The sequence below is a fragment of the Pedobacter chinensis genome, from assembly GCF_003339865.1.
GTDB classification, from domain to species: domain Bacteria; phylum Bacteroidota; class Bacteroidia; order Sphingobacteriales; family Sphingobacteriaceae; genus Pedobacter; species Pedobacter chinensis.
Genome location: NZ_QPKV01000004.1, coordinates 226,751 through 247,435 on the forward strand (window position 1 = coordinate 226,751; position 20,685 = coordinate 247,435).

A 20,685-nucleotide genomic window follows, 5' to 3' on the forward strand; every position below is an offset into this window, starting at 1 on the left:
AATTATTATTAATAATCAGCGTAGCAGATCTCTGTATTTTTTAGATAAAAAATCAGAAATTCTTTTCCCAAGTAATAAGTTGGCTAGTTTACCAATACGGCTATAATCAGAATTATGAAGCCAGGAAGCAGCGAAATGGTGTATGCTATATGTATTTTTGGTAATATTTATTTTGAGTGTTTTCCAGCTTTTTGGGCTAAAATAATCACTCGGGTAAATAGTGCAGTAGTTCTCAAATGTCTGGAAAGTATTGTTTATTTTGAGCGATCTTTTTTCTTTCATAAATGCAGTGATACTCTCCGTATTTGGTTTTAGATCTAATTCCCCGTTTTCTAAATAAAAACTCCGGTTGTTATAATAGGAAAGTAAATCATTAATCCAAAGGCCATCCCTAGTGCTGCCCAGTATTGCCGATGAGAGTAAAAGATTACCTTCAAATCCGGCAAAAGCAACATTCTGGAGAATGTTTTTATCCAATGGTTTTAAAAACTCTACATCTGTATCAAGGTAAATACCCCCCATCGCCTTAAGGGCATATAATCGGCATACATCGGCAACAAATGCAAATTTACGTTCATTATATGCTTCCAAAGCGTATGGGTACATATTGATATCGAAATTTTCTTCGTTCCAAACCAAAATTTCGTATTCTGGCAGGTATCGATTCCATGAGGCCAGGCACTTTAAAACCATATCCGGCATTTCCCCTCTCCCAAACCAGCAGTAATGTATTATTTTAGGTATCATAGCGTCACTTTCTTTTGTATCCTTTTATATCCCTTGTACAGATCTGCACGATCAAACTTGATGAATAAAGACAGTGCCAATAATATGAATCCGATTATAAAACTGTTGGTGATAAATGTGATCCAGGAATCTATCACAAAAAAATCCAATCTTTTCCAACCATAGGCAACCAAAAGAAGTAGCATAAAACCCGCAAGACCTTTGATGATTTTTATGAAAAAATACCACCTGCTTTCCTGCAAGCAGTAAGAAGCATAAAAAGGAGTAAAGGTTAGGTGACTAAATACACCACTGATCAGGGCGGCCACAGGAATGGCATATACGCCTAAACTGCTCTTCAGGCAAAGTGTTATAACCAATATGAAATTCAAAACAGAGATAAAGATTCCCCATGCCGAGGCCATTTTTAATTTATTTGTGATCACAAAAACATGATAAACAGTTTCAACCGTTCCATGTACTATAAAGGGAATTAAAGTAAGAATAGAAAGAATATGCAGTGCCTTTGCGTCTTGGGTTGGTAACCATAAATGGAAAAACTCTTCACCATAAACAAAAAACACCGCTAATGGTACTAATACCACAAGGAATATTGCTTTAAATGAAAGATCTAAAGTTTTTTTAAGTTTTTCCATATCATTTCGGGCATATGCCTTTAACATTTCTGGTAAAAATACAGGCACAATTATGCCGAGTAGGATATAGATTGCATTAGGAATAAATTTTGTAAGAGACAAAAAACCCATACCCGATGCGCCAAAAAAATGATTAGCAATCAATAGATCTAATTGTGTGTTGATTACATTGGATAAGGCCATGATAGAGTTCCAGATTCCAGAGCCAACAACCAGAGACAGTGTGCTTTTAGAGAAGAAAGACCAATCTATTACTATTTCCGGGAAAAGCTTTTTTGTGAGCCTGTAGTTTGCAATAAGCGTATAGATTGATATTGCGGCTGTTACCAGTCCCAGGAAATAGATTTTAGGGGTAAAAAAATAAAACAGCAAAATAATTGCACCAAGTTTTATCGTATTGGATATAATATTAATATAGGCTAGTTTATCGAATCTGTTGAAAGCAAATGCGGTTACAGAAAAAACTGCAGACGAAACATTAATGATCAAACTGATAAATATGAAGATGAACAATAACCTGACATCATAAAATAGGTTGGTTGGGATATCAAGAATACTGCTGATGAAATAACAGAACAATGCGCTTACCAGTATAAACCCGATTGAAATAAAAAAATTTCCAAATAATATTGAATTGAAATAAGTATTTACCTCTTTGATTTCTTTCTTTTCCAGGCTTATGGTAATATACCTGCTCGACATGGAGTTCAAAGCGGTCGTTATAATGCCTGCATACATGATGAAATTATTTGATAGAGGAAAAAATCCATAGGCCTCTTTACCCAAATGTTCCACAATATAGGGGGTTAAAAAAAAGGAAATTCCTACGCCGGAGAGGGCACTAAGAAGATTGGAAACCAGATTAACTACGAAACGCCTTCTATCCATATAAACAGTCTCACTAAAGTAGTGGTTTTAATTTAATTTATCTAGAAGCTTAAAAGGTTTGTGATAATTTTCTATTTTAGTTCTCACAATAAAATTTTTAAAATAAATTAAATTGGAGCCACTCGTATCGATCATTACACCTTGTTATAATTCATCAGATTTTGTTAGGGCAACTCTAAATTCAGTGATTGTACAAGATTACAAGAACTGGGAATTGATTGTAGTGGATGACAAATCCAATGATGATACCTGTAAAATCGTAGAAGAGTTTACCAGTAGATACAGGAATATAAAGCTGATCTCTTTGCTGAAAAATGAAGGCGTTTCAAATGCAAGAAATATTGGGATGCTTGAAGCCAGAGGAAAGTACATCGCATTTCTGGATAGTGATGATGTTTGGATGGAAAACAAACTGAGCCGCCAGATCGCATACATGGAAGAACAACTTTTAACCATGACTTTCTGTTCCTATAAGAGAATCAATGAGGAGGGAGCGGTAATTTCCAGACAAATCCCGGTTCCTTTTAGTGTGAGTTATAAAAACTTGTTATCTCACAATATGATTATATTTTCTACTTCCATGACTTTGCGAAGTGCCATTGGAGATTTAAAATTTAAAAAAGCTGGACACGAGGATTGGATATTTTGGCTCGATTTATTTAAAAAAAGCGAAGGTGGCCATGGCATTAACGAGCCATTGGTTTTATATAGAATTAGAAGTGGTTCTGTCTCTTCCAACAAATTAAAAGCGATTGGCTACACCTGGAAAATTTTAAGGGAAAATGAAAAGATAGGCGTGTTGAGGTCTATGTATTTGTTTAGCAAGTACGTGGTAGCAACGGTTTGGAAAAGGCTGAAGTAAGTTTACCTTACCCTAAACCCCAACTCCCTACTCTTCTTCCCATGTGTATAATTCCAAATTAAACCTTTAAAAGCCCATTTTGCCAGAGCGAATTGTTTACTGAACAACAGTTTCAAAATAGCCTTCGGACAGGCAATAAAGGTATAGTAAATAGAAAATAAGATGGTGTTTACCCAACCCGTATTCTTTCTGATAAACAGCATACGGTTGCGCACATTGAAATAGGTTTTAATGGGGCTAGCCTTACCTACACTGATAGACTCTTTGTGGTAAACATAAGTTTTGCCCGTAAACCAGATTTGCTTGCCTATGCGTTTAAATTTCTCGCACCAATCCAGCTCTTCATAATAAAGAAAATAGGTTTCGTCCATTAAACCCGCTTTTAACAAATCCGTTTTACGACACATGACAGCCGCTCCATGACAAAATCCGGTTGGGTAGCTTTTATCAGCATATTGCCCAATGTTTTTTTCAAACTGCCCTAAACAGGCATTTCGTCCCGTTAGGTAATTGAGCGGAGTATAACCCGCATACTGCACCAAATCCTTTTGGTCAAAATACAACAACAATGGCGATAAAAGGCCAATTTTTTCATTCCTTTCCATTTCTGCAATCATGGTTTCTATACAACCTGCAGGTATTTCGGTATCGTTGTTCAGCAAGAAGATATAATCGCCCTTAGCTTGCCTAATGCCTAGATTATTGCCTCCTGCAAAACCTGTATTTTCTTTAGATTGGATGTATTTGATATTACCAAAATGAGGTCGGAAAATCAGTTCCATATTTTTTATGGTACCATTATCTACTACAATTACCTCCACCTGCGATGGCAGGTACGATTTAGCTATCGATTTCAATAAATCTATAGTGACATCGGTCTGATGAAAATTGACGGTAATGATTGAGGTTAATGCCATTAAGCTCTGAATTTTCTGTGATTCCAACGATAGGTGGAATCTATTAAAAAGGGAAATATTTACTTCGTAGCTGCTCCACGGTCTTCGCTATGCAACCATTGTTGTATTTTTGTAATTTATTATTAATCATGATTTAACTTAAATTTTTAAAGAAATACCCTGCAGATTTAAAGATTACGCAAATTTTATTTGTTCTGCATAAATCAGTGGCATCTGCGGGAATCCTAAAGAATGACAAATTAGTTAAATATTATGTTTTCTCTATTTGCGCTATTGCCCTATAAATCTCTTCCACGTTTTTTTCCCAGGTATGTGTTTGTGCAAAGGCAATCCGCTTATTGGCTAAGGCTTCATTATACCCGGTCAATGCTTTTTCTGCTAATGTTACGTAATCTTCCCTGGTTTCGGCAATGTAGATATAATCTTTAAAAATGCCAATGGCTTCGGTTTTAGTTGCTAAAACAGGTTTGCCCATGGCTAAATATTCATCTATTTTTCTGGGATAATTGCCAATAGTTAAGGGATTAAGCGCCTGCGGATTTAAACAGACATCAAATCCCTTAATATATGCCGCCAGGGTAGCCGGCTTTTTGGCCCCCAGGAAATATACATTCTTTAATTGATGAAGTTTACTTGCCCTAAATTCGTCATCTTCCGGGCCAACCAAAACAATGCTCCAATCTGGTCTCTGCTCTGCAAGATGCAGCAGAATATTTTCATCTAACCTTATGGACAATAATGCGCCAACAAAACCTAATATCGGCCTTTGAATATCAGCAACATCTTCTGGAATTTGAACACTATCATCATTTTTAAACAGCTCGAAATCACAACCTTGTCCAACATAGAAAGAATTTGGATTATATTTCTTACAATAGTTAGCCAGGTATATTGAATTTGCCACACACAGATCACTTTTTTTAATCAATTCGGGCTCCAGATGTCTACCATGATGTCCCCAATAAGGTGTGGCAATCATATTATCCCTGGAATAATATACACTTATACGAGGGTTTAAAAGTTCCTTTAAATGGTAGCTTCTAAACATATCACTATCGTTAAATAAGATGATGTTTTGAAAATCGAGCCTGCTGATTGCCTTTTTAATAGATATGGCGAACCTTTTATTGTTGACTTTATTGAGCCAACGAAATATCGGGGTCCACTTAATAAAATTAATGGATTCCAACACCACATCAGGGTAATATGCCCAAAGATTAGGGGCAATTTCTTCCAGGCCATCTTGCTCGCCCTCCAGTACCCGGATACGTTTTTTTACGCTTTCGGTATCTCGCTGTTGGAATTTTGTTCTGCGGTCTAAAGGCGAATTGATGTACAATACCCGATTATGCTTGCTAAATTCCATTGCCAAATCCTTGCAGTTACTTCCAATGGGGGTATCCCAAGGTTGCTGGCCAACGACTACGATGTCTCTGTTTTCTATGATAGGCATTATGGTTACAAATTGTTGGGATTAGTTCTTTTTAATCTTTGTGCAAGCTTTCTTGGCCAATATTTATCCATACAGGGTTTCTCTATAAGTAAGAAAAAAATACCACTAATAACTAATGTAATTGGAATGAAAATTAATAGTTGTAGAAATAAATTTGTTTCATAACCACCTGGTATTGTGATGTTTTTAGTGATTTTGATTAAAAATTCGGAAATAGGAAGATGTATTAAGTAAATGGTGTAACACATACCACCAATGGATGTGATCCATCGGTTTCTGATCAACCTATTAAATAAAATGCTTTTGAAAGCGGTATATAAAAATACAAATAAACTTGTTGCAAATAAAAGACGCGAAGGCAGCTCAAAATCCCAACGGTAACCATAAACCATCACAAGGACGGCTGCAAGTACGGGTATGATGGCCATAAAATGCAGACCATCAATCTCTTCAATTAATTTCCCCGCAGTGGTTATTCTGCTTAAACGATTTGGTATTTCACTAAACCTAAACATTATTTTTTATTTCTTTTATGAACATTATACCCACGAACAAATCCCAATATACCAAAAACCAAAGCTGAAACCATCATCATCTCTAAAGGCATACTATTATTCTTTTATATCGTTATCAATTGGTTTAACGCTATGATGGGTTACCATAAATGATTTTTTAGCTTTACCAATGCTAAAAAGTGCAATAACCATTCCTATCATTGCTCTGGGTATTTGAAACAAGGCTTTGTAAAGTTGTTTATTTGCATAAAACTTTCTCGGAATAGCAATTAACAACGTTAAACAAAGCGTGAACAATAAGCCAAACCAAAATAAAATAGGTGGCCCAACGGGATTAAAAAATGCTTGCAAAACCATTACAAAAAGGAGGCCTAGCAAAAGTATTCTGGGCATCAAAAAGGTTTGCAATGTTTTATTGAAAAATTCTAAGTTTCCCTTAAATAACTGAACAAATCCTATCAGCGCATATTTTTTCATAAACTCTACCTGCGATGCAATCCACCGTGTACGCTGTTTGGTAAACACCTTTGCATTCGCTACTTTTTCATCATACACATATACATCATGTAAGTAGGTAACAGCCACCCTTCTCTCGGCAATCATAAAATCAAGCTGTTTGTCTTCGCCAACCGTATCCCCTATATTATTTAACAGATTTCGTAAATAATTAAAATCAAATGCCATTCCAGAGCCAATTAATGCTGCAGACAACCCTAAAACTGCTTGCCCCTTTCTATAGATATGATTATTTACCTCCTCATTACAGGCATCTAAAAAGGCAAAACTGCTATCCATATTTTTAGCGGTACGATGCGTTTGCAGAACTTTCTTGCCTCGTTCAAATGCATTGTTGATATAGAGCAAACAATCATCGCCCATTACATTATCTACATCTAAAACCACGGCAATATCAAAACCCTCATCAACCAACTGATTCATGGCAAACTGCATGGCTTTGCCCTTGGTACTCTTGTCAAAAAATACCTCGATTACTTTTGTGCCTAAATCCTTTAAAACAGCAATGGTTTCGGGCTGTAAACCGTCTGCAATGACAATGATCTCAAAATCGCCATGATATTGGTGCTGTAAAGCAGTCTTTACACTATTTATAATGACTACATTCTCTTGATAAGTAGGAAATAATATGGCTATTTTTCGATAATTAGTGGCTTCTTTCTTTGATTTGGGCAAGGAAAACAATCCGCAAATGGCAAAAAAGGACAAGTAACTGCAATTGAACAAGAGATAACCGCCCAATATCCAAAACAATATATCTATTATACTATAAATCATCTCCATTTGCTTCAATTTGTTTGGGCTGGCTGTCTAACCAAGGGGCAATAAATACAAACGACCATGACATGAACAGAATTAAGTATGATGGCGTACCGTTCATTATCTCATTTCCATAACTGCATAAAAAACAGCCCGCCGTTCCCGAGGTTAGGGCAATCATCTTTGTTCTCAGTTTAGGTTCCTTCAGTTTCCATACAATACCGCTGCATTTACCAATAATGTAGCAGTTAATGGCCATCCAGATAAACAGCCCCACTATACCATACATCACCCAAACTTTTACCCAGTAGCTATCGGGCGGTATGTTGGCTATTGGCTTATCGGCATTATAAGTGATACCGTTTATACCGCTCATGCCCAAACCTGCACCAAAAGGTTCGTCCTTCAGTAAAGACTTCAATTTTTTCTGATTCTCCAATCTTACGTTAAAGGATGCATCTTTAGGATCGAGGGCACTACGCAACCGTCTTACCTGAAAAATTTCATCACCAATCTTGGTGTATTTTAACACGCCCAAACCACTTAGGGCAATGGCGACTCCAAGAATAAGTATCTTAAAGTTTTTGCTTAGCAATAAGGCGAAAAACAATCCCGACACCAGGGCGAATAAAGCCCCCCTTGTGCCCGACAGGGCCATTCCATAAAGGCAAATCAATGCTACCAAGCCAAAAATTATTCTTTTGCCAAAACTAAAAGGTCCCATAGCCAAAACCAGGGCAATAACGGCAATAATAGCTTGCGATGCCCCAAATTGTCCGGCATCGGAATACATAGAGAATACCCTAAGTGTTCCGTTAATTATATGTGTATAATCATTCCCTGCATTTAACCATTGCTGCTCACCACCACTTATGCCCAAATAAAACTGCTTTACACCGTAAACAGTAGCCACACAGGAAAAAAACAAAACAGAAGCTATAAAACGGTTTAAATCGGCCATTTTGTTGAACAGCAAAAAAACAAGCGGGGCAATGAGCAGCCAGTTCAAGGCAGTAAATCTGAGCTCGTTAAACCAGCCTGTTAAGCTACTTCCGTATGGATTAAGCACCTGTAAAACACTAATGACAAACCATATTACCGAAAGTAAAACATGTTCGTTTTTTACACTTTGCCAATTAAACTTGTTCATGTTCACCAAAATACTGCACCATGTAAGCAGTAATATGGCATCGAGTGCCAATCCGACTGGAATGTTGAGAAAAGTTTTAACCAGAAATCCCAAAACGAAACAATATCCAAAATATACCCAAAAAGCTAATTTGGGATTTTTAAAAACAGCCACTAAAAATGTACCCAGGCCAACCGCTCCCAGCACGCCCAAAGGTATCCAAAACCCAAATTTATTAACAGACCCTGCAACAATAACCGAGAGACACGTAGCTATTAAAAAAAGAATTACCTTTTTTTTATTGTCAACGATATAGGTGTTTAATTTTTTAAGCATCGGCTTGCGTACTTACTACCCTTTGACTTCACTCATGATCCATCCGGCAAACTTTTCATCTTGATTTAGCAGGGCAATTTTTTCCTGTTCCTGACCTTCGATGGAGTCGCCGGCCATAAATAAAGCGATATATCGGTCTGTGAAAAAGATCCATTCCTTTACATCAGACAAACTGTTTAATGGATCAAGTTGTATAAGAATTAAATCAAACTGCGCGCTAAAGGCACCAAAGATCTGAGCAATACCTTCCTTATCTCCAATTTCTAGCAAAGATTTTCCATCTAAATCATTGTTTAAAAAAGTAATGAACTTATCCTCGATGATTTTCAAACCTGCCAGAACATCCCTCATAGACTGATTTGTGGTAATTTTCAACTTTTCCATCTCTGCTGCCATATTTTGATCGCCAATCAATAAAATGCTTTTACCCATCGATGCAAACGAATAGGTTAAACTGATAAGTGTGAATACGTCCGATTTTGATGAATTTAAGCTTGTGAATCCTAAAACTTTTTGGTTTTTTAATGTGAGCAGACTTTCGATTTCAAATCGCAAAACACGAATCTGGTTCTTAAAAACAAAGACATCTTTATCTACATCTTCATTTTGCCAGATTTTAACAACATCTCTGTTTCTGGGTTTGATGTAATTTAATTTACCTATTACTTTACCTTTTGTTTTATCTTTTAATTCTTTCTCATTATTAATAGAATGATCTAAAAAATACATAATAAACAGCAGAAAGAAACAAATGGCCAAACTGGCAATAACACTCAATGCAATATAAAATGGTTTTTTTGATGATTCCGGAACGGTGGGTATGCCCTCTTGTACCAATTGTAGTCTTAACCCAATATTTTTATCCAGGTTTGTTTGGTTATAGCGACTTAATATCTCAAGATATTCTCTGGTAGCTACATCGGCATTACGTTCATAGTTTTGTACCCCTGCATCAAAAGGAACCATTCCGGCAAATTTTGCATTTAATTTAGCCAGTTCATTGTCTATGTCTTTAATACCGGCTGTTGTTTTTTCTAAATCTATCCCTATGGAAATACGATTTTGAACTAAAGTCTGTTTGGCAATGAGTGGGTCGCTTACATAATTATCATTTGACTTTACCAATTTTGCACTGAGTAAAAGTTGCAAAGAGTCAACTTTCTTTTTATCGGTGATTTTATATCCGCCATCCAGGTAAATATTCTCTGCGGTTTGGATTTGGTTTTTTAAATTGATTATTTCCTGATTGTCCACTAAGACTTCAGCCCCAAGATATTTGTCATTATATCGGTTGTTTAACTTATCATTTACATTTTTTAATGCAGCTAGAGAAGCCTGCTGGTCAATCAAAGCCTGGCTTTTTTTGTTCTCATTATCTGTGATTTGCTGATAAATGATTTGCGACTGTTTGTCCAGGTTTAATACACCGTTTTTAATTTTGTAGTCTTTCAATTGCTGAATCCTCTCATTCATAACAGCTTCCTTTTTTTGTAAGAGGGAATCCAATACAAGTATGGAAGTGTTTTTATTACCAATCTGATCTAAACTATAATTGTTGATAAAATCACTTGAGAGGGTATTTACCACAAAAACGGAAAGCAAGGTATTCTGAGATATGAATTCTACGGAAATAAAATCGCTATTCTGCTCATGTGTGATATTCAGCTTTTTGTTAAGGCTTTTTTGATCATAGCCCATTGACATGACAAGGTCATAAAGCATTAGCTTGCCATTATCAAGAGGTGTTAATGCTTGTCTGTTGTTCAGCCGACTCTCAAATGACTTGATTGCCTCCTGTTTTTGAGATGGAGTAAGGTTTTTTAGATCGGTACTTAAAGGTTTGAAAGGAGATTGTGGATTTTTTAGGTCGTGTAATATTAATCGATAAGAAAGAAGGCTTATGTTTTTAGGCATCCTCATGATATCAATAATTGTGGTAAACTGCTGGTTGAGTTTTATTATTATATCGGGACCAGAATAACTTTGCATATCCGGTGCCACCTGCCGGGATGGATCCAAGAGACCAGTAGAAATCTTTGCTTCAGATTTATACTCTTTGGGAAGGTTTTTAACAAAGAAAACAGTTATTATACATGTGAAGGCTGGGACGGCAATAATCATCCACCTGTATTTTTTAATTAGATTTAAAAATTCTTGAATATTCATGCCTGCTTATTTCACGTTTTCTAATACCTCGCCAATCAATGCTTCCAGAGAGTCTTTTGCTTTTAGCAAATTGAGTTCTGCCAATAATCTTTCTGAATTGGCGTAGGAGGTTAGGGTTTTTGCCTTAGTATATTGATCAAGGGTAACCTCACCTTTCTCAAATTTATATCTGAGCCCATCACTTGCCGCTTTATTATCTATATACGTTTGGGCTTTCACTTTAAGATCAGCCGCTTCCCGTAAATATTCATAATAGGTTTGCTTAACCTCAGAGGCCAGTAATATATCATACTCCTGCGCCTGGTAAACCTTTTCATTATGTTCCTCTTTTGCTTGCCTAACATACGCAGGGGTTCTGAATAATATCCCTAAGTTAAAAAAAACGCCAAGCTGGAGGCCATTGAATATATAGGTATTTGCACCGGTGATTTTGGACGCGTTGTTCGGGCTATAGTTGTAAGATGCGGTAAAGGCATCAAGATAAGTAGCTCTTGCAACTCCGATTTTGGCTTTTGCACTCAATTCGCTGGCTTTGTACATTTTCCTTTTCGGATAATTTTGCTTGGCCAGTTCTATGTACTTTTCCAATAATTGATAATTAATATTTCCAATAAAGCTCTCCTGTGCGTTAGTGTCCTTTATGGAAAAGAAAAGAATAATAAAAAATACGGCAATTCTGGTCATTAGTTTTGGCATTGAACCTCTTCGTTTTGAAAAGTAAAAATATTGGTAGATACAATTTTCAAATCTAACCAATTAGAATTTTTTTTCGGTAAACAATATGATTTTTTTTTATGTGCGGTAAACAACTAATAGGAATAGATAAGTGACTCATACTGAATTTACTTGTCGAAATGGTAAACCATTTGATATAGGGCAATTTGTATGGCTGACATTTAAGTAATCATTTATAATGCGTAGAAATATCGGAAATTAAAACAGATGATGAATATCAATTATTTGATCAAAGCTAATAAGCTGTCTATTAAATTATTTCGTCGACGATGAAATGATTTAATAGACAAAAAAGCACTGTATGTTTTCAACCGGTATCCATTGGGCTATTTTCCAAAAGAAGTATGGTCGCCGCCATTAATTTTGAGAAAAAAAATACCATGAAAAAGATGTTCACTCTCATTTTACTGATTGCCGGAACCTGCACCGTATTTGCCCAGGTGGATACCACCAGTTATCCGAAAGAACGGCAAGAGATAAGGGAACTCCTTCGGCACCAAAAAACAGGCAGCCTGATTGACTGTGATGATTTCATTGCTGTAGGGCCAAAGGGCGATATCTCCTTTTCCCATCAGGAATGGGTGGAAGTACAGAAAAAAGAAAAGCTCGTATTCAAATCCGTTCAACCTGTTCCGGGCAATGAGTTTATCCGAATTTATGAGGGTTCTGTGGCCGTGGTCAACTTTTTGATCGATGTAAAACTGATCGTGGGCGGGCAGGATATCAACATCAAAGTACGCCGTTTGGAAGTTTACCATAAAAGTACCAATGGCTGGTGTCGCGTGGCTGGACAAGGCACTGAGGTGGATGAAAAAATGTTCCCGGTAAATAGTAAATAACCTAAAACTTATAATATCTCATGAAAGTAATAGAAAAGATGATGGATAATGCCGCAAAGACAATTGTCCGCCTGCTACAACAACGTCTGGCTCAAAGGGAAAAGCAGTTGGCGCATCATGGTGCCAGGCAAGGTGGAGAGTGGCGTAGTCTTATGAAAACATTCATTCAACCCGGAACTTTTCCGCTGTTGATCATTACGGTCTTAGCTTTAACAAGTTGCAGGAAAAATAACCCGTCTGGCGGTGGTGGCGTTGTTGCTACAGACTTGCTCCGCCCCGCAACCATGAGATTTTACGAAGGGCCCGTTGGAGGTGGGGGACCAGTGTGGAAGTATGAATATGACAAAGACAATTTTCTTGTTAAATTTGGAGAAGAAGGTAAAAATTTCCGCAATGTTGATGGCGGCAAAGTTGAACTCAAACTTTTTGCCACAAATTTTGAAACCACAACCCTCTATGATTATTCTATTGCGGGACCAGGGACTATGAGTATTTATGAGCCAAAGCTATCACCAGCCACGGTTTCGATCCAGACTGCGATCCGCAATCTGCTGAACAATCAAATAACTAAACCCCCTGTCATCGAATGGAATTTCAGCTATAATTCAGACTTCCAGGTTGTGAAGGAGGTAACAGCAGTTGATTCGGACCGGGAGGTCTACTATACCTATGACGATAAAAAGAATCTAAAAAAAATAGAGTTCATGTCGCTTGTGGATAAACATTGGATGGTAGGCGTCCGGACGACGGTAACTGGTTACGACGACAAGCGTTCGCCTTTTTCTGCCGTTAAGGGTTATCGCTGGGCATCTTATCCGCAAAATTATAACGATCAGTATGCGCAGGCTTTTTGTATCAACAATCCAACGCAAATGAAAACAGAATTCTGGAGCACCACCAAAAATGCATATTACCTGGCAGAACAGACCGATTTCGGCTACGCCTATAACGCCCAGGGTTATCCGACAAGAATTGATGTAAAGACCACCTACACTCCCGAAATCGGGGCTGCCAGTGGTGCAATAAGAACTTACGAGTTTACATACAAATAGTGAGAAATCAGGGTGTACAACTGTTGAAATTAAAAAGACTGTGCGAATGATTCTACAGCTTTTTTAACCTACTGCTGCAAGACTGCCGTCTTGTGGCGTTTGGGCAACAAAGAGATGTACGGGGTGGTTACTTAACCTGAAGGTATTTCCTTTGAAAGGTCGCTTCTGTCGTCCCTAAGTTTTTTTATCACAGCTTTAAATAATGATGCGCTATACATCCGGATTTGAAAATTATGGTATCAATAAGCTTTAAATTAAGTTCTTCCTGAAGGCTGCCGGCATCCAGCAATCGCCTTCCTTTCCCCACGATCACCGGATGAACAACTAAATGAAATTCATTAATAAGGCCTGCTGCTATCAATTCAGGAAGCAGACTTATGCTGTCTGCTAAAATTTTTTTGCCGGGCTGCTGTTTCAGTTTCAGTAGTTCTTCTGCAGGGTTGCTGTGGACAATCCTTGTATTTTCCTCTGCGCTGTCCAATGATCGCGAAACAACAACTTTATCAATAGAAGTAAGTCTTTCGGCAAATCTGTTTTCATCTGCTGTGCCAGATTGGTTTTTTGCAACATCGCTCCAATAGGGAAACATGAGTTGATACATGACACGACCAAAAAAGAGTAAGTCTACGTCGTCCATCATTCTTGTGAAATAATCATGAAGCTCCTTGCCAGGATTAAAAATAGTGTGATCGCAATAGCCATCTATGCTAATATTGATACCGAATGTCACTGTTCTCATTCTGAAGTTTTTATTTTTAAAGGTATACTCAAAAATAGGAGATGGCATTGAATATGAAGATGGCGAACCGCGACAAAAAAAGGGGTGTTTAAGCATCTTTTAGCCCTGCATCCTTGTCTGCTATATTTAGGCTTTATGCCGGATAATCTGATTGAGAATATTCTGAGGTATCATAAAAAAAGTATTTGATATAAAACTATTGCAGTTTATAATCGAAAGATAGTCATGTTCAAATTATGACTTGAAGGCGGTCAGGTTTGTGTTTGGTTTAAAGATTATTAGCGGGGTAGGTGAGCAAAGTGATGTGCTTCAGAATAATCTGACTAAGGAAACGGTCACTGAAATGCTAAATAATCCAAGCGCATGAAACGCTTAAATGCAATAAATTATCGAGAACTGATAGTAATTTAACAAGAACTCATCTAAACTTTTCGGTACCAGCTCGTCCAGTTTATATGGTAGTAGTATCAATTGGTCAGGGTTTTTTCCTTAAAGGCTACTTTTCCTCCCACGCCTTTAAATTATCGAAAAATCCCTTGAATAAAAAAGCTGCCTCACTTTTAAGACAACCTCTTACACCTTAATATGGAATATGATAAGAAGTTTCGAGATAAGGATTTGGCAAAAAATCTTTAATAGCACACTTAAAAACTTGTGCCAATTTATTAAGATGATTCAAATTATATTTTACTCTGTATTTCGGACTTTCAACTTGGCTTATAAATCTATTGCACCATTTAGCTCATGACGATATACTTTGGGATAGTTGGTCTCAATCTTTCTCGACCACTTTGTTGATTACAAATAGTTCTAAATCAGATATAAGTAGTTTATTCATTATCAATGCAATTAAAACATTGATAAATTTAGTCGCTGATTCAGGTATATGGTTTATTTGCTTTAATGGCAAGAATATGTTGAGCATGGCACAGTCTACGATTTTGTAAAATATAATTGTAGCAATTGTATCTACTTTATTGAGCTAAATGATTGGCTATTTAACTTTCATTGTGATAAATGTTAAGGGCCACCGGCAGTATACAGCGAATCCTGATGGTTTTAGTATTTATAAAAAATATGTTTTAATATTTATTTGTGATATTCAAAACAATATATAATTTTATAACACTAGACATTTTAACCTATCACAATGAACAACTTAATCCGTGATTCCAGAAAGAGTCCAATAACATAGCTGGGATAGTTATGCCATTGCCGCAATACTTTCAGAAGTAGCCAATTATATTAAAATCAATTAACATTTACCTCCCGTCAGAAGTAGAAAAGAATGGAATTAGTGTCGTATTTGATGGAAAAAATAAGCACGTAAGTAATCCGAGCTGGCAACTCCAAATTCAGCAAGCTCAAATAGATAATTTAAATAAGCAAATAGCTATCAAAGTCAGCAACAAAATCAAATAGATCAATTAAAAAAGCAGGTTAATCAGTTAACTAAATTGATACAAAAAAATAAAATACATCTATCACAATGAAGAAAATAATCCTATCACTCGCATTAGTGGCTATAACTAATGTTTCTTATGGACAATTTACATCCGGTTCAGGTAAAACAACTACCAGTGATTTGGTAGGCATTGGTACCAATAATCCGTTGACAGCCTTTGATGTAAAATTAGCAACTAATCAACATATTCAATTTGCTCAGCACGTTAATTCAGCTTATACTGGGGCAGCCGGTATTGTTTGTATAAATGATGTAAATAGTGCTTATACGCCATTAGGTTTTTACGCCAGTAATTATTATTTTGGGTTGGGCGATGTTAATATCGGAGCAACAAATTTAGGATTCAAGCTTGGTATTAAAGGTTCAGATATGTCGACCCTTGGCCTTTCTGTACCCGGTTCAGCACAGGGTGAGCGTAGTCTGGTTTCTTTTTTTTCTACTTTTCAAGGTACACCCGATAATAGCCCCCGTAGAACATCAGATATTGTAGCTGGTTTCAATGGCGGTGCTTGGGGTAATGAATATATGTCATTCAATGTTGGTCATAACGGTTCGGCTAATGACGGCTCCTTGCCAACTTTGGAAAAAATGCGAATTACTGGAAATGGTAACGTAGCTATAGGCACAACCGACCCTCAAGGCTATAAGCTGGCAGTGAAGGGCAACATAATAGCGGAAGAAATCAAAGTTAAACTTCATGCTAACTGGCCTGACTACGTTTTCAAATCTACCTATCAACTGCGGTCACTTTCCGAAGTTGCTTCTTATATTAAAACTAATCAACATTTACCCGATGTACCTTCTGCCGCCGAGGTGGAAAAGAATGGGATCAATTTAGGTGAATCTAACGCTTTACTACTTAAAAAGATTGAGGAATTGACGCTGTATTTGATTGATAAAGATAACAAAGATAAAATTAAAGACAACATGATTCAATCACAGCAAAATCAAATAAATCAATTAAAGCAGCAATTAGATAATCAAAGTCAGCAGCAAGTTCAAATTGTTGAACTGAAAAAGCAGATTGAGCAATTGACTAAATTGATCAAAAAAAAATAAACTTTACCCATCAAAATGGAAAAAATAATTTTATCACTGGCGTTGGCCTAAGATCCTATGTTGCTTTCTGTCAAAGGTTTTCTCTAATGGATTATAGCAATATGCCGTTAGGTGTGGGTTCTAATAGCATATTTGTAACCCTTTTTGCACCTCATAAAATTGAAATGCATAATAAAAAGAGGGTGTATCATAATAATACAGCCTCTTAATTTGGGCTGTGGAGAGCGAGGGATCCGAAGTCGTTAGAACACTTGCGAAAGCTTTTAAGGATAATAAAATATCTATGAGCATAAAAAGCCGGTCATAAATTCTCTAAATAAGTGCAAGTAATTTCTCTGTATAGTCGACCAAAAATAAAGGAATATTAATTAGCCCATCATCTCTTTTCAGGTTTTTTAATGAATATCTTATCCGTACAGAACATTTATATAAATCAAATTGAATGTAACACAAAAAAGCCTGCAATTTAATTACAGGCCTTAAGTGTTCTAACAGAATCTCTGGCGGAGAGCGAGGGATTCGAACCCCCGGACCTGTTACAGTCAACAGTTTTCAAGACTGCCGCATTCGACCACTCTGCCAGCTCTCCGCCGCAAAAGTACGAACTTGGCGCTAATCTGCAAATGATTTCTGCTTTAATATTGAAATTAAAATATTACAGATTGCTAATCATTTAGTTAGCGGGTATTTTTTTTTAACCTCTGGCATAAATCCTTAGTCGAAGTATAAGTTTTAAATCGGATATAAGCTTTTCAGGAGATTGCTTCTTCTCTTTCCACAGATAATATTCCATTTCCTTCAATAATGAAACAGACAAGTCCCGTTAACACCAATGAAGAAAACCAGAACTCGGAATAGGGTTTAAAAATCCCCGCTGATATATTAACAAAGAAAACAGCACCAATCAAGATTGGAAGATTGAGCAGACAAAACAATCTGGTATGGGTACCAAGCGTAATGGCAATTCCACCAATAATGTGAATGACTATAATGAGATGCGCCATTAAGCTGATGCTTATGGCAGTGCCCAACACTGCACCACGCATCAAATGGCTAAAAGCATTCATATTGGTGTAAAAACTGATGCCTTTCCATACCAGGATTAAGCCAAGTACGATTCTGAAATAATCTATCCATTTAGGGTGATGACGATCACCCCAGTTTTGAATTTTCCTGAGCAGGTTCATGATTTTTATATTTTGGTTGATTCAATTTACGGAAAATAACCCAGTGAAACAATATTGATCAAAAATCCTGTAGCCTATCTTAAAAAATATCAGTTCCACAACTTATATAGACTTTAACTATCCTGATATAGATTTAAGTGATTGTGCTTATATGCACAAAACTCTTAAATTTAACTTCAGTAAAATCAGTATAAACACGAGTATTTAACCTTAAAAAATAAATATGGAAAATAAATCGAATGACATTAGCAAATGCCCGTTTCATAACGGCAGTATGAACAATAATGTTGGTGGCGGTGGTACCAGAAATCAAGATTGGTGGCCAAACCAGTTAAAGCTTGGGATCTTACGCCAGCACTCATCTTTGTCAAATCCAATGGATAAGGATTTTAATTATGCAGAAGCCTTTAAAAGCCTTGATCTGGAAGCGGTAAAAAACGATCTTCATGCGTTAATGACCGATTCACAGGATTGGTGGCCTGCAGACTTTGGTCATTATGGTGGTTTATTTATACGGATGGCCTGGCACAGTGCAGGAACTTATCGTGTTGGTGATGGCCGCGGAGGAGCCGGAGCAGGTTTGCAACGTTTTGCACCGCTAAACAGCTGGCCGGACAATGTGAGTCTGGATAAGGCAAGGAGGCTGCTCTGGCCGATCAAGCAAAAATACGGACGCAACATTTCATGGGCCGATTTGATGATCCTGACCGGAAATATCGCTTTAGAATCAATGGGTTTTAAAACCTTTGGTTTTGCCGGTGGACGCGAGGATGTTTGGGAAGCAGATGAGTCTGTTTATTGGGGTTCTGAAACCACATGGTTAGGAGGCGATATTCGCTACGGTCATGGATCGGAAGGCGTAGTGGATAAGGAACATGGTGTACTGGTAAGTGATGATGATGCAGATGGCGATATTCACTCCCGTAACCTCGAAAAACCGCTTGCTGCAGTACAGATGGGATTAATTTATGTGAATCCTGAAGGGCCAGACGGCAATCCGGATCCCATTGCTGCTGCAAAAGATATTCGCGATACTTTTGGTCGCATGGCGATGAATGATGAAGAAACCGTTGCTTTGATCGCCGGTGGGCATACTTTTGGAAAAACGCATGGTGCTGCCTCGTCAGATCATGTTGGAAAAGAACCTGAAGCAGCTGATATTGAAAGCCAGGGGTTTGGGTGGAACAATAGCTATGGCTCTGGTAAAGGAGCTGATACCATTACCAGCGGGCTTGAAGTCACCTGGACAACAACCCCTACACAATGGAGCAATAATTTCTTCGAAAATCTGTTTGGTTTTGAATGGGAATTATCTAAAAGTCCTGGTGGGGCGCACCAATGGAGAGCTAAAAATGCAGAAGCCATTATCCCTGATGCATTTGACAGTTCAAAAAAACACTTGCCAACCATGCTAACCACCGATCTTTCTTTGAGATTTGATCCGGCTTATGAAAAAATATCAAGACGTTTTTTAGAGCATCCGGATCAGTTTGCTGATGCCTTTGCAAGAGCCTGGTATAAATTAACACATCGTGATATGGGACCATTGTCACGATATCTAGGTCCTGATGTACCGCAGGAAGAGTTGCTTTGGCAAGATCCGATTCCGGCAGTTAACCATGTATTGGTAGATGAAACAGACATCGCCACATTAAAATCCAGAGTACTGGAATCAGGATTGAGTGTGGCCGAACTGGTTTCCACTGCCTGGGCTTCAGCTTCTACTTTCCGAGGTTCTGATAAACGTGGGGGTGCTAACGGTGCCCGTATTCGTTTGGCACCTCAAAAAGATTGGAAAGTAAATAACCCATCGCAGTTGCAAAAAGTGCTGGGCGTGTTGGAAAGTATTCAGAAAGAATTTAATGGATTTCAAGCAGAAGGAAAACAGATTTCATTGGCAGATTTAATTGTGCTTGCAGGTGCTGCGGCAGTTGAAAAAGCTGCCAGAGATGCCGGGCATGCAATCACTGTTCCTTTTTCTGCCGGGCGTATGGATGCTTCACAGGAACAAACAGACGTAGAATCTTTTGGTTATCTGGAGCCTGAGGCCGATGGTTTCCGCAATTACAGGAAATCAAAATCTCCTGTCTCCACAGAAGCATTGCTGATAGATAAAGCGCATCTGCTTACATTGTCTGCTCCGGAACTTACAGTATTGATTGGAGGACTTCGGGCTTTGGATGCTAATTTTGATGGTTCAAAAAATGGCGTTTTCACGCATAGACCCGGTCAGCTTACAAATGATTTCTTTGTAAACCTGCTGGATATGAACACCTCATGGAAGGCGCTTTCAGATGACAAGGAAATTTATATCGGCAGTGATCGTTCCAGTGGCCAGCCAAAATGGACAGCAACCCGTGCTGACCTGGTATTTGGTTCAAATTCAGAACTCAGAGCTGTAGCAGAAGTTTATGCGAGTGCAGATGCAAGAGGCAAGTTTGTTGAAGACTTCATTAAGACATGGCATAAGGTAATGAATTTAGATCGGTTTGATCTGCCTTATGTTTAAAAAGTTTTAAATTCGGTAATATAAATGGAGAAGAATGAGAGCCCATAGATGTCAAATAGCTTTTTTGCAGCATATTGTCAGAGAATGGCCTCATTCTTTTCCATCTTTATAAACCATGTCTAAATGGGTTGGCTAACAATTCCGTAAATTTGATATCCTGTAAGTAAGTGGATATGG

General features: G+C 37.6%; 16 protein-coding genes and 1 tRNA gene. 5 read left to right on the forward strand and 12 right to left on the reverse strand.

All coding sequences use genetic code 11. The features are described 5' to 3' along the window. Window positions 1–15: 15 nt before the first annotated feature. Together DU508_RS11275 and DU508_RS11280 are read right to left on the reverse strand one after the other, a co-directional pair. Window positions 16–747 carry a glycosyltransferase family 32 protein gene (locus DU508_RS11275; RefSeq protein WP_115402918.1) on the reverse strand — a complete coding sequence of 244 codons (732 nt, stop codon included), beginning with the start codon at window positions 745–747 and terminating at the stop codon, window positions 16–18. Then, on the reverse strand, window positions 744–2,270 hold the full coding sequence (locus tag DU508_RS11280; protein WP_115402919.1) for a lipopolysaccharide biosynthesis protein: 1,527 nt from the start codon (window positions 2,268–2,270) through the stop codon (window positions 744–746). The genes DU508_RS11275 and DU508_RS11280 overlap by 4 nt, the downstream gene beginning before the upstream one ends. A gap of 112 nt (window positions 2,271–2,382) precedes the next feature. Here DU508_RS11280 and DU508_RS11285 point away from each other — a divergent pair, with 112 nt between their 5' ends. Beyond that, window positions 2,383–3,132 (forward strand): glycosyltransferase family 2 protein, encoded by a 750-nt coding sequence (locus DU508_RS11285; RefSeq protein ID WP_158542160.1) that lies wholly within the window; start codon window positions 2,383–2,385, stop codon window positions 3,130–3,132. Window positions 3,133–3,134: 2 nt separating this feature from the next. Here the strand turns inward: DU508_RS11285 and DU508_RS11290 are convergent, their stop codons facing one another. The 7 genes from DU508_RS11290 to DU508_RS11320 form a co-directional block, all read right to left on the reverse strand. Beyond that, window positions 3,135–4,049 (reverse strand): glycosyltransferase family 2 protein, encoded by a 915-nt coding sequence (locus DU508_RS11290; RefSeq protein ID WP_115403334.1) that lies wholly within the window; start codon window positions 4,047–4,049, stop codon window positions 3,135–3,137. Window positions 4,050–4,299: 250 nt separating this feature from the next. After that, window positions 4,300–5,502, reverse strand: coding sequence for a glycosyltransferase (locus tag DU508_RS11295; protein ID WP_115402921.1), 1,203 nt, complete (start codon window positions 5,500–5,502; stop codon window positions 4,300–4,302). A 5-nt stretch (window positions 5,503–5,507) separates the two neighbouring features. Beyond that, complete coding sequence (locus DU508_RS11300; RefSeq protein ID WP_115402922.1) at window positions 5,508–6,017, reverse strand: acyltransferase family protein; 510 nt, start codon at window positions 6,015–6,017, stop codon at window positions 5,508–5,510. Window positions 6,018–6,113: 96 nt separating this feature from the next. Beyond that, window positions 6,114–7,316, reverse strand: a complete 1,203-nt coding sequence (locus tag DU508_RS11305) for a glycosyltransferase (RefSeq protein WP_115402923.1) — start codon at window positions 7,314–7,316, stop codon at window positions 6,114–6,116. After that, complete coding sequence (locus DU508_RS11310) at window positions 7,300–8,757, reverse strand: O-antigen ligase family protein (RefSeq protein WP_115402924.1); 1,458 nt, start codon at window positions 8,755–8,757, stop codon at window positions 7,300–7,302. The genes DU508_RS11305 and DU508_RS11310 overlap by 17 nt, the downstream gene beginning before the upstream one ends. Window positions 8,758–8,772: 15 nt before the next feature. After that, complete coding sequence (locus DU508_RS11315; protein ID WP_115402925.1) at window positions 8,773–10,923, reverse strand: exopolysaccharide transport family protein; 2,151 nt, start codon at window positions 10,921–10,923, stop codon at window positions 8,773–8,775. A gap of 6 nt (window positions 10,924–10,929) precedes the next feature. Further along, window positions 10,930–11,619 carry a TolC family protein gene (locus DU508_RS11320; RefSeq protein ID WP_115402926.1) on the reverse strand — a complete coding sequence of 230 codons (690 nt, stop codon included), beginning with the start codon at window positions 11,617–11,619 and terminating at the stop codon, window positions 10,930–10,932. A gap of 428 nt (window positions 11,620–12,047) precedes the next feature. Here DU508_RS11320 and DU508_RS11325 point away from each other — a divergent pair, with 428 nt between their 5' ends. Both DU508_RS11325 and DU508_RS11330 read left to right on the forward strand, forming a co-directional pair. Further along, window positions 12,048–12,497 (forward strand): nuclear transport factor 2 family protein, encoded by a 450-nt coding sequence (locus DU508_RS11325; RefSeq protein ID WP_147273617.1) that lies wholly within the window; start codon window positions 12,048–12,050, stop codon window positions 12,495–12,497. Between the two features lie 20 nt (window positions 12,498–12,517). Next, a complete protein-coding gene (locus DU508_RS11330) occupies window positions 12,518–13,549 on the forward strand; it encodes a hypothetical protein (protein ID WP_147273618.1) in 1,032 nt (343 codons plus the stop codon). 187 nt (window positions 13,550–13,736) lie between these two features. Here the strand turns inward: DU508_RS11330 and DU508_RS11335 are convergent, their stop codons facing one another. Beyond that, window positions 13,737–14,288 (reverse strand): dihydrofolate reductase family protein, encoded by a 552-nt coding sequence (locus DU508_RS11335; protein ID WP_115403335.1) that lies wholly within the window; start codon window positions 14,286–14,288, stop codon window positions 13,737–13,739. Between the two features lie 1,489 nt (window positions 14,289–15,777). Here DU508_RS11335 and DU508_RS11345 point away from each other — a divergent pair. Then, window positions 15,778–16,812: a hypothetical protein gene (locus DU508_RS11345; protein WP_115402929.1), complete on the forward strand. Its 1,035-nt coding sequence runs from the start codon at window positions 15,778–15,780 to the stop codon at window positions 16,810–16,812. 501 nt (window positions 16,813–17,313) lie between these two features. Here DU508_RS11345 and DU508_RS11350 read toward each other — a convergent pair. Together DU508_RS11350 and DU508_RS11355 are read right to left on the reverse strand one after the other, a co-directional pair. After that, window positions 17,314–17,401: transfer RNA gene (locus DU508_RS11350), tRNA-Ser, on the reverse strand. A 163-nt stretch (window positions 17,402–17,564) separates the two neighbouring features. Beyond that, a complete protein-coding gene (locus DU508_RS11355; RefSeq protein ID WP_115402930.1) occupies window positions 17,565–17,999 on the reverse strand; it encodes a DoxX family membrane protein in 435 nt (144 codons plus the stop codon). 223 nt (window positions 18,000–18,222) lie between these two features. Here DU508_RS11355 and katG point away from each other — a divergent pair, with 223 nt between their 5' ends. Continuing rightward, entirely contained in the window at window positions 18,223–20,508 is a 2,286-nt protein-coding gene (gene katG / locus DU508_RS11360) for a catalase/peroxidase HPI (RefSeq protein ID WP_115402931.1), read from the forward strand. The last annotated feature ends 177 nt before the right edge of the window (window positions 20,509–20,685 follow it).

Excerpts from the sequence above, each read along its gene's own strand:
- DU508_RS11275 (WP_115402918.1), bottom strand. The coding sequence starts at position 747 with ATGATACCTAAAATAATACATTACTGCTGGTTTGGGAGAGGGGAAATG.
- DU508_RS11280 (WP_115402919.1), bottom strand. The coding sequence starts at position 2,270 with ATGGATAGAAGGCGTTTCGTAGTTAATCTGGTTTCCAATCTTCTTAGT.
- DU508_RS11290 (WP_115403334.1), bottom strand. The coding sequence starts at position 4,049 with ATGGCATTAACCTCAATCATTACCGTCAATTTTCATCAGACCGATGTC.
- DU508_RS11295 (WP_115402921.1), bottom strand. The coding sequence starts at position 5,502 with ATGCCTATCATAGAAAACAGAGACATCGTAGTCGTTGGCCAGCAACCT.
- DU508_RS11300 (WP_115402922.1), bottom strand. The coding sequence starts at position 6,017 with ATGTTTAGGTTTAGTGAAATACCAAATCGTTTAAGCAGAATAACCACT.
- DU508_RS11305 (WP_115402923.1), bottom strand. The coding sequence starts at position 7,316 with ATGGAGATGATTTATAGTATAATAGATATATTGTTTTGGATATTGGGC.
- DU508_RS11310 (WP_115402924.1), bottom strand. The coding sequence starts at position 8,757 with ATGCTTAAAAAATTAAACACCTATATCGTTGACAATAAAAAAAAGGTA.
- DU508_RS11315 (WP_115402925.1), bottom strand. The coding sequence starts at position 10,923 with ATGAATATTCAAGAATTTTTAAATCTAATTAAAAAATACAGGTGGATG.
- DU508_RS11320 (WP_115402926.1), bottom strand. The coding sequence starts at position 11,619 with ATGCCAAAACTAATGACCAGAATTGCCGTATTTTTTATTATTCTTTTC.
- DU508_RS11325 (WP_147273617.1), top strand. The coding sequence starts at position 12,048 with ATGTTCACTCTCATTTTACTGATTGCCGGAACCTGCACCGTATTTGCC.
- DU508_RS11330 (WP_147273618.1), top strand. The coding sequence starts at position 12,518 with ATGAAAGTAATAGAAAAGATGATGGATAATGCCGCAAAGACAATTGTC.
- DU508_RS11335 (WP_115403335.1), bottom strand. The coding sequence starts at position 14,288 with ATGAGAACAGTGACATTCGGTATCAATATTAGCATAGATGGCTATTGC.
- DU508_RS11345 (WP_115402929.1), top strand. The coding sequence starts at position 15,778 with ATGAAGAAAATAATCCTATCACTCGCATTAGTGGCTATAACTAATGTT.
- DU508_RS11355 (WP_115402930.1), bottom strand. The coding sequence starts at position 17,999 with ATGAACCTGCTCAGGAAAATTCAAAACTGGGGTGATCGTCATCACCCT.
- katG (WP_115402931.1), top strand. The coding sequence starts at position 18,223 with ATGGAAAATAAATCGAATGACATTAGCAAATGCCCGTTTCATAACGGC.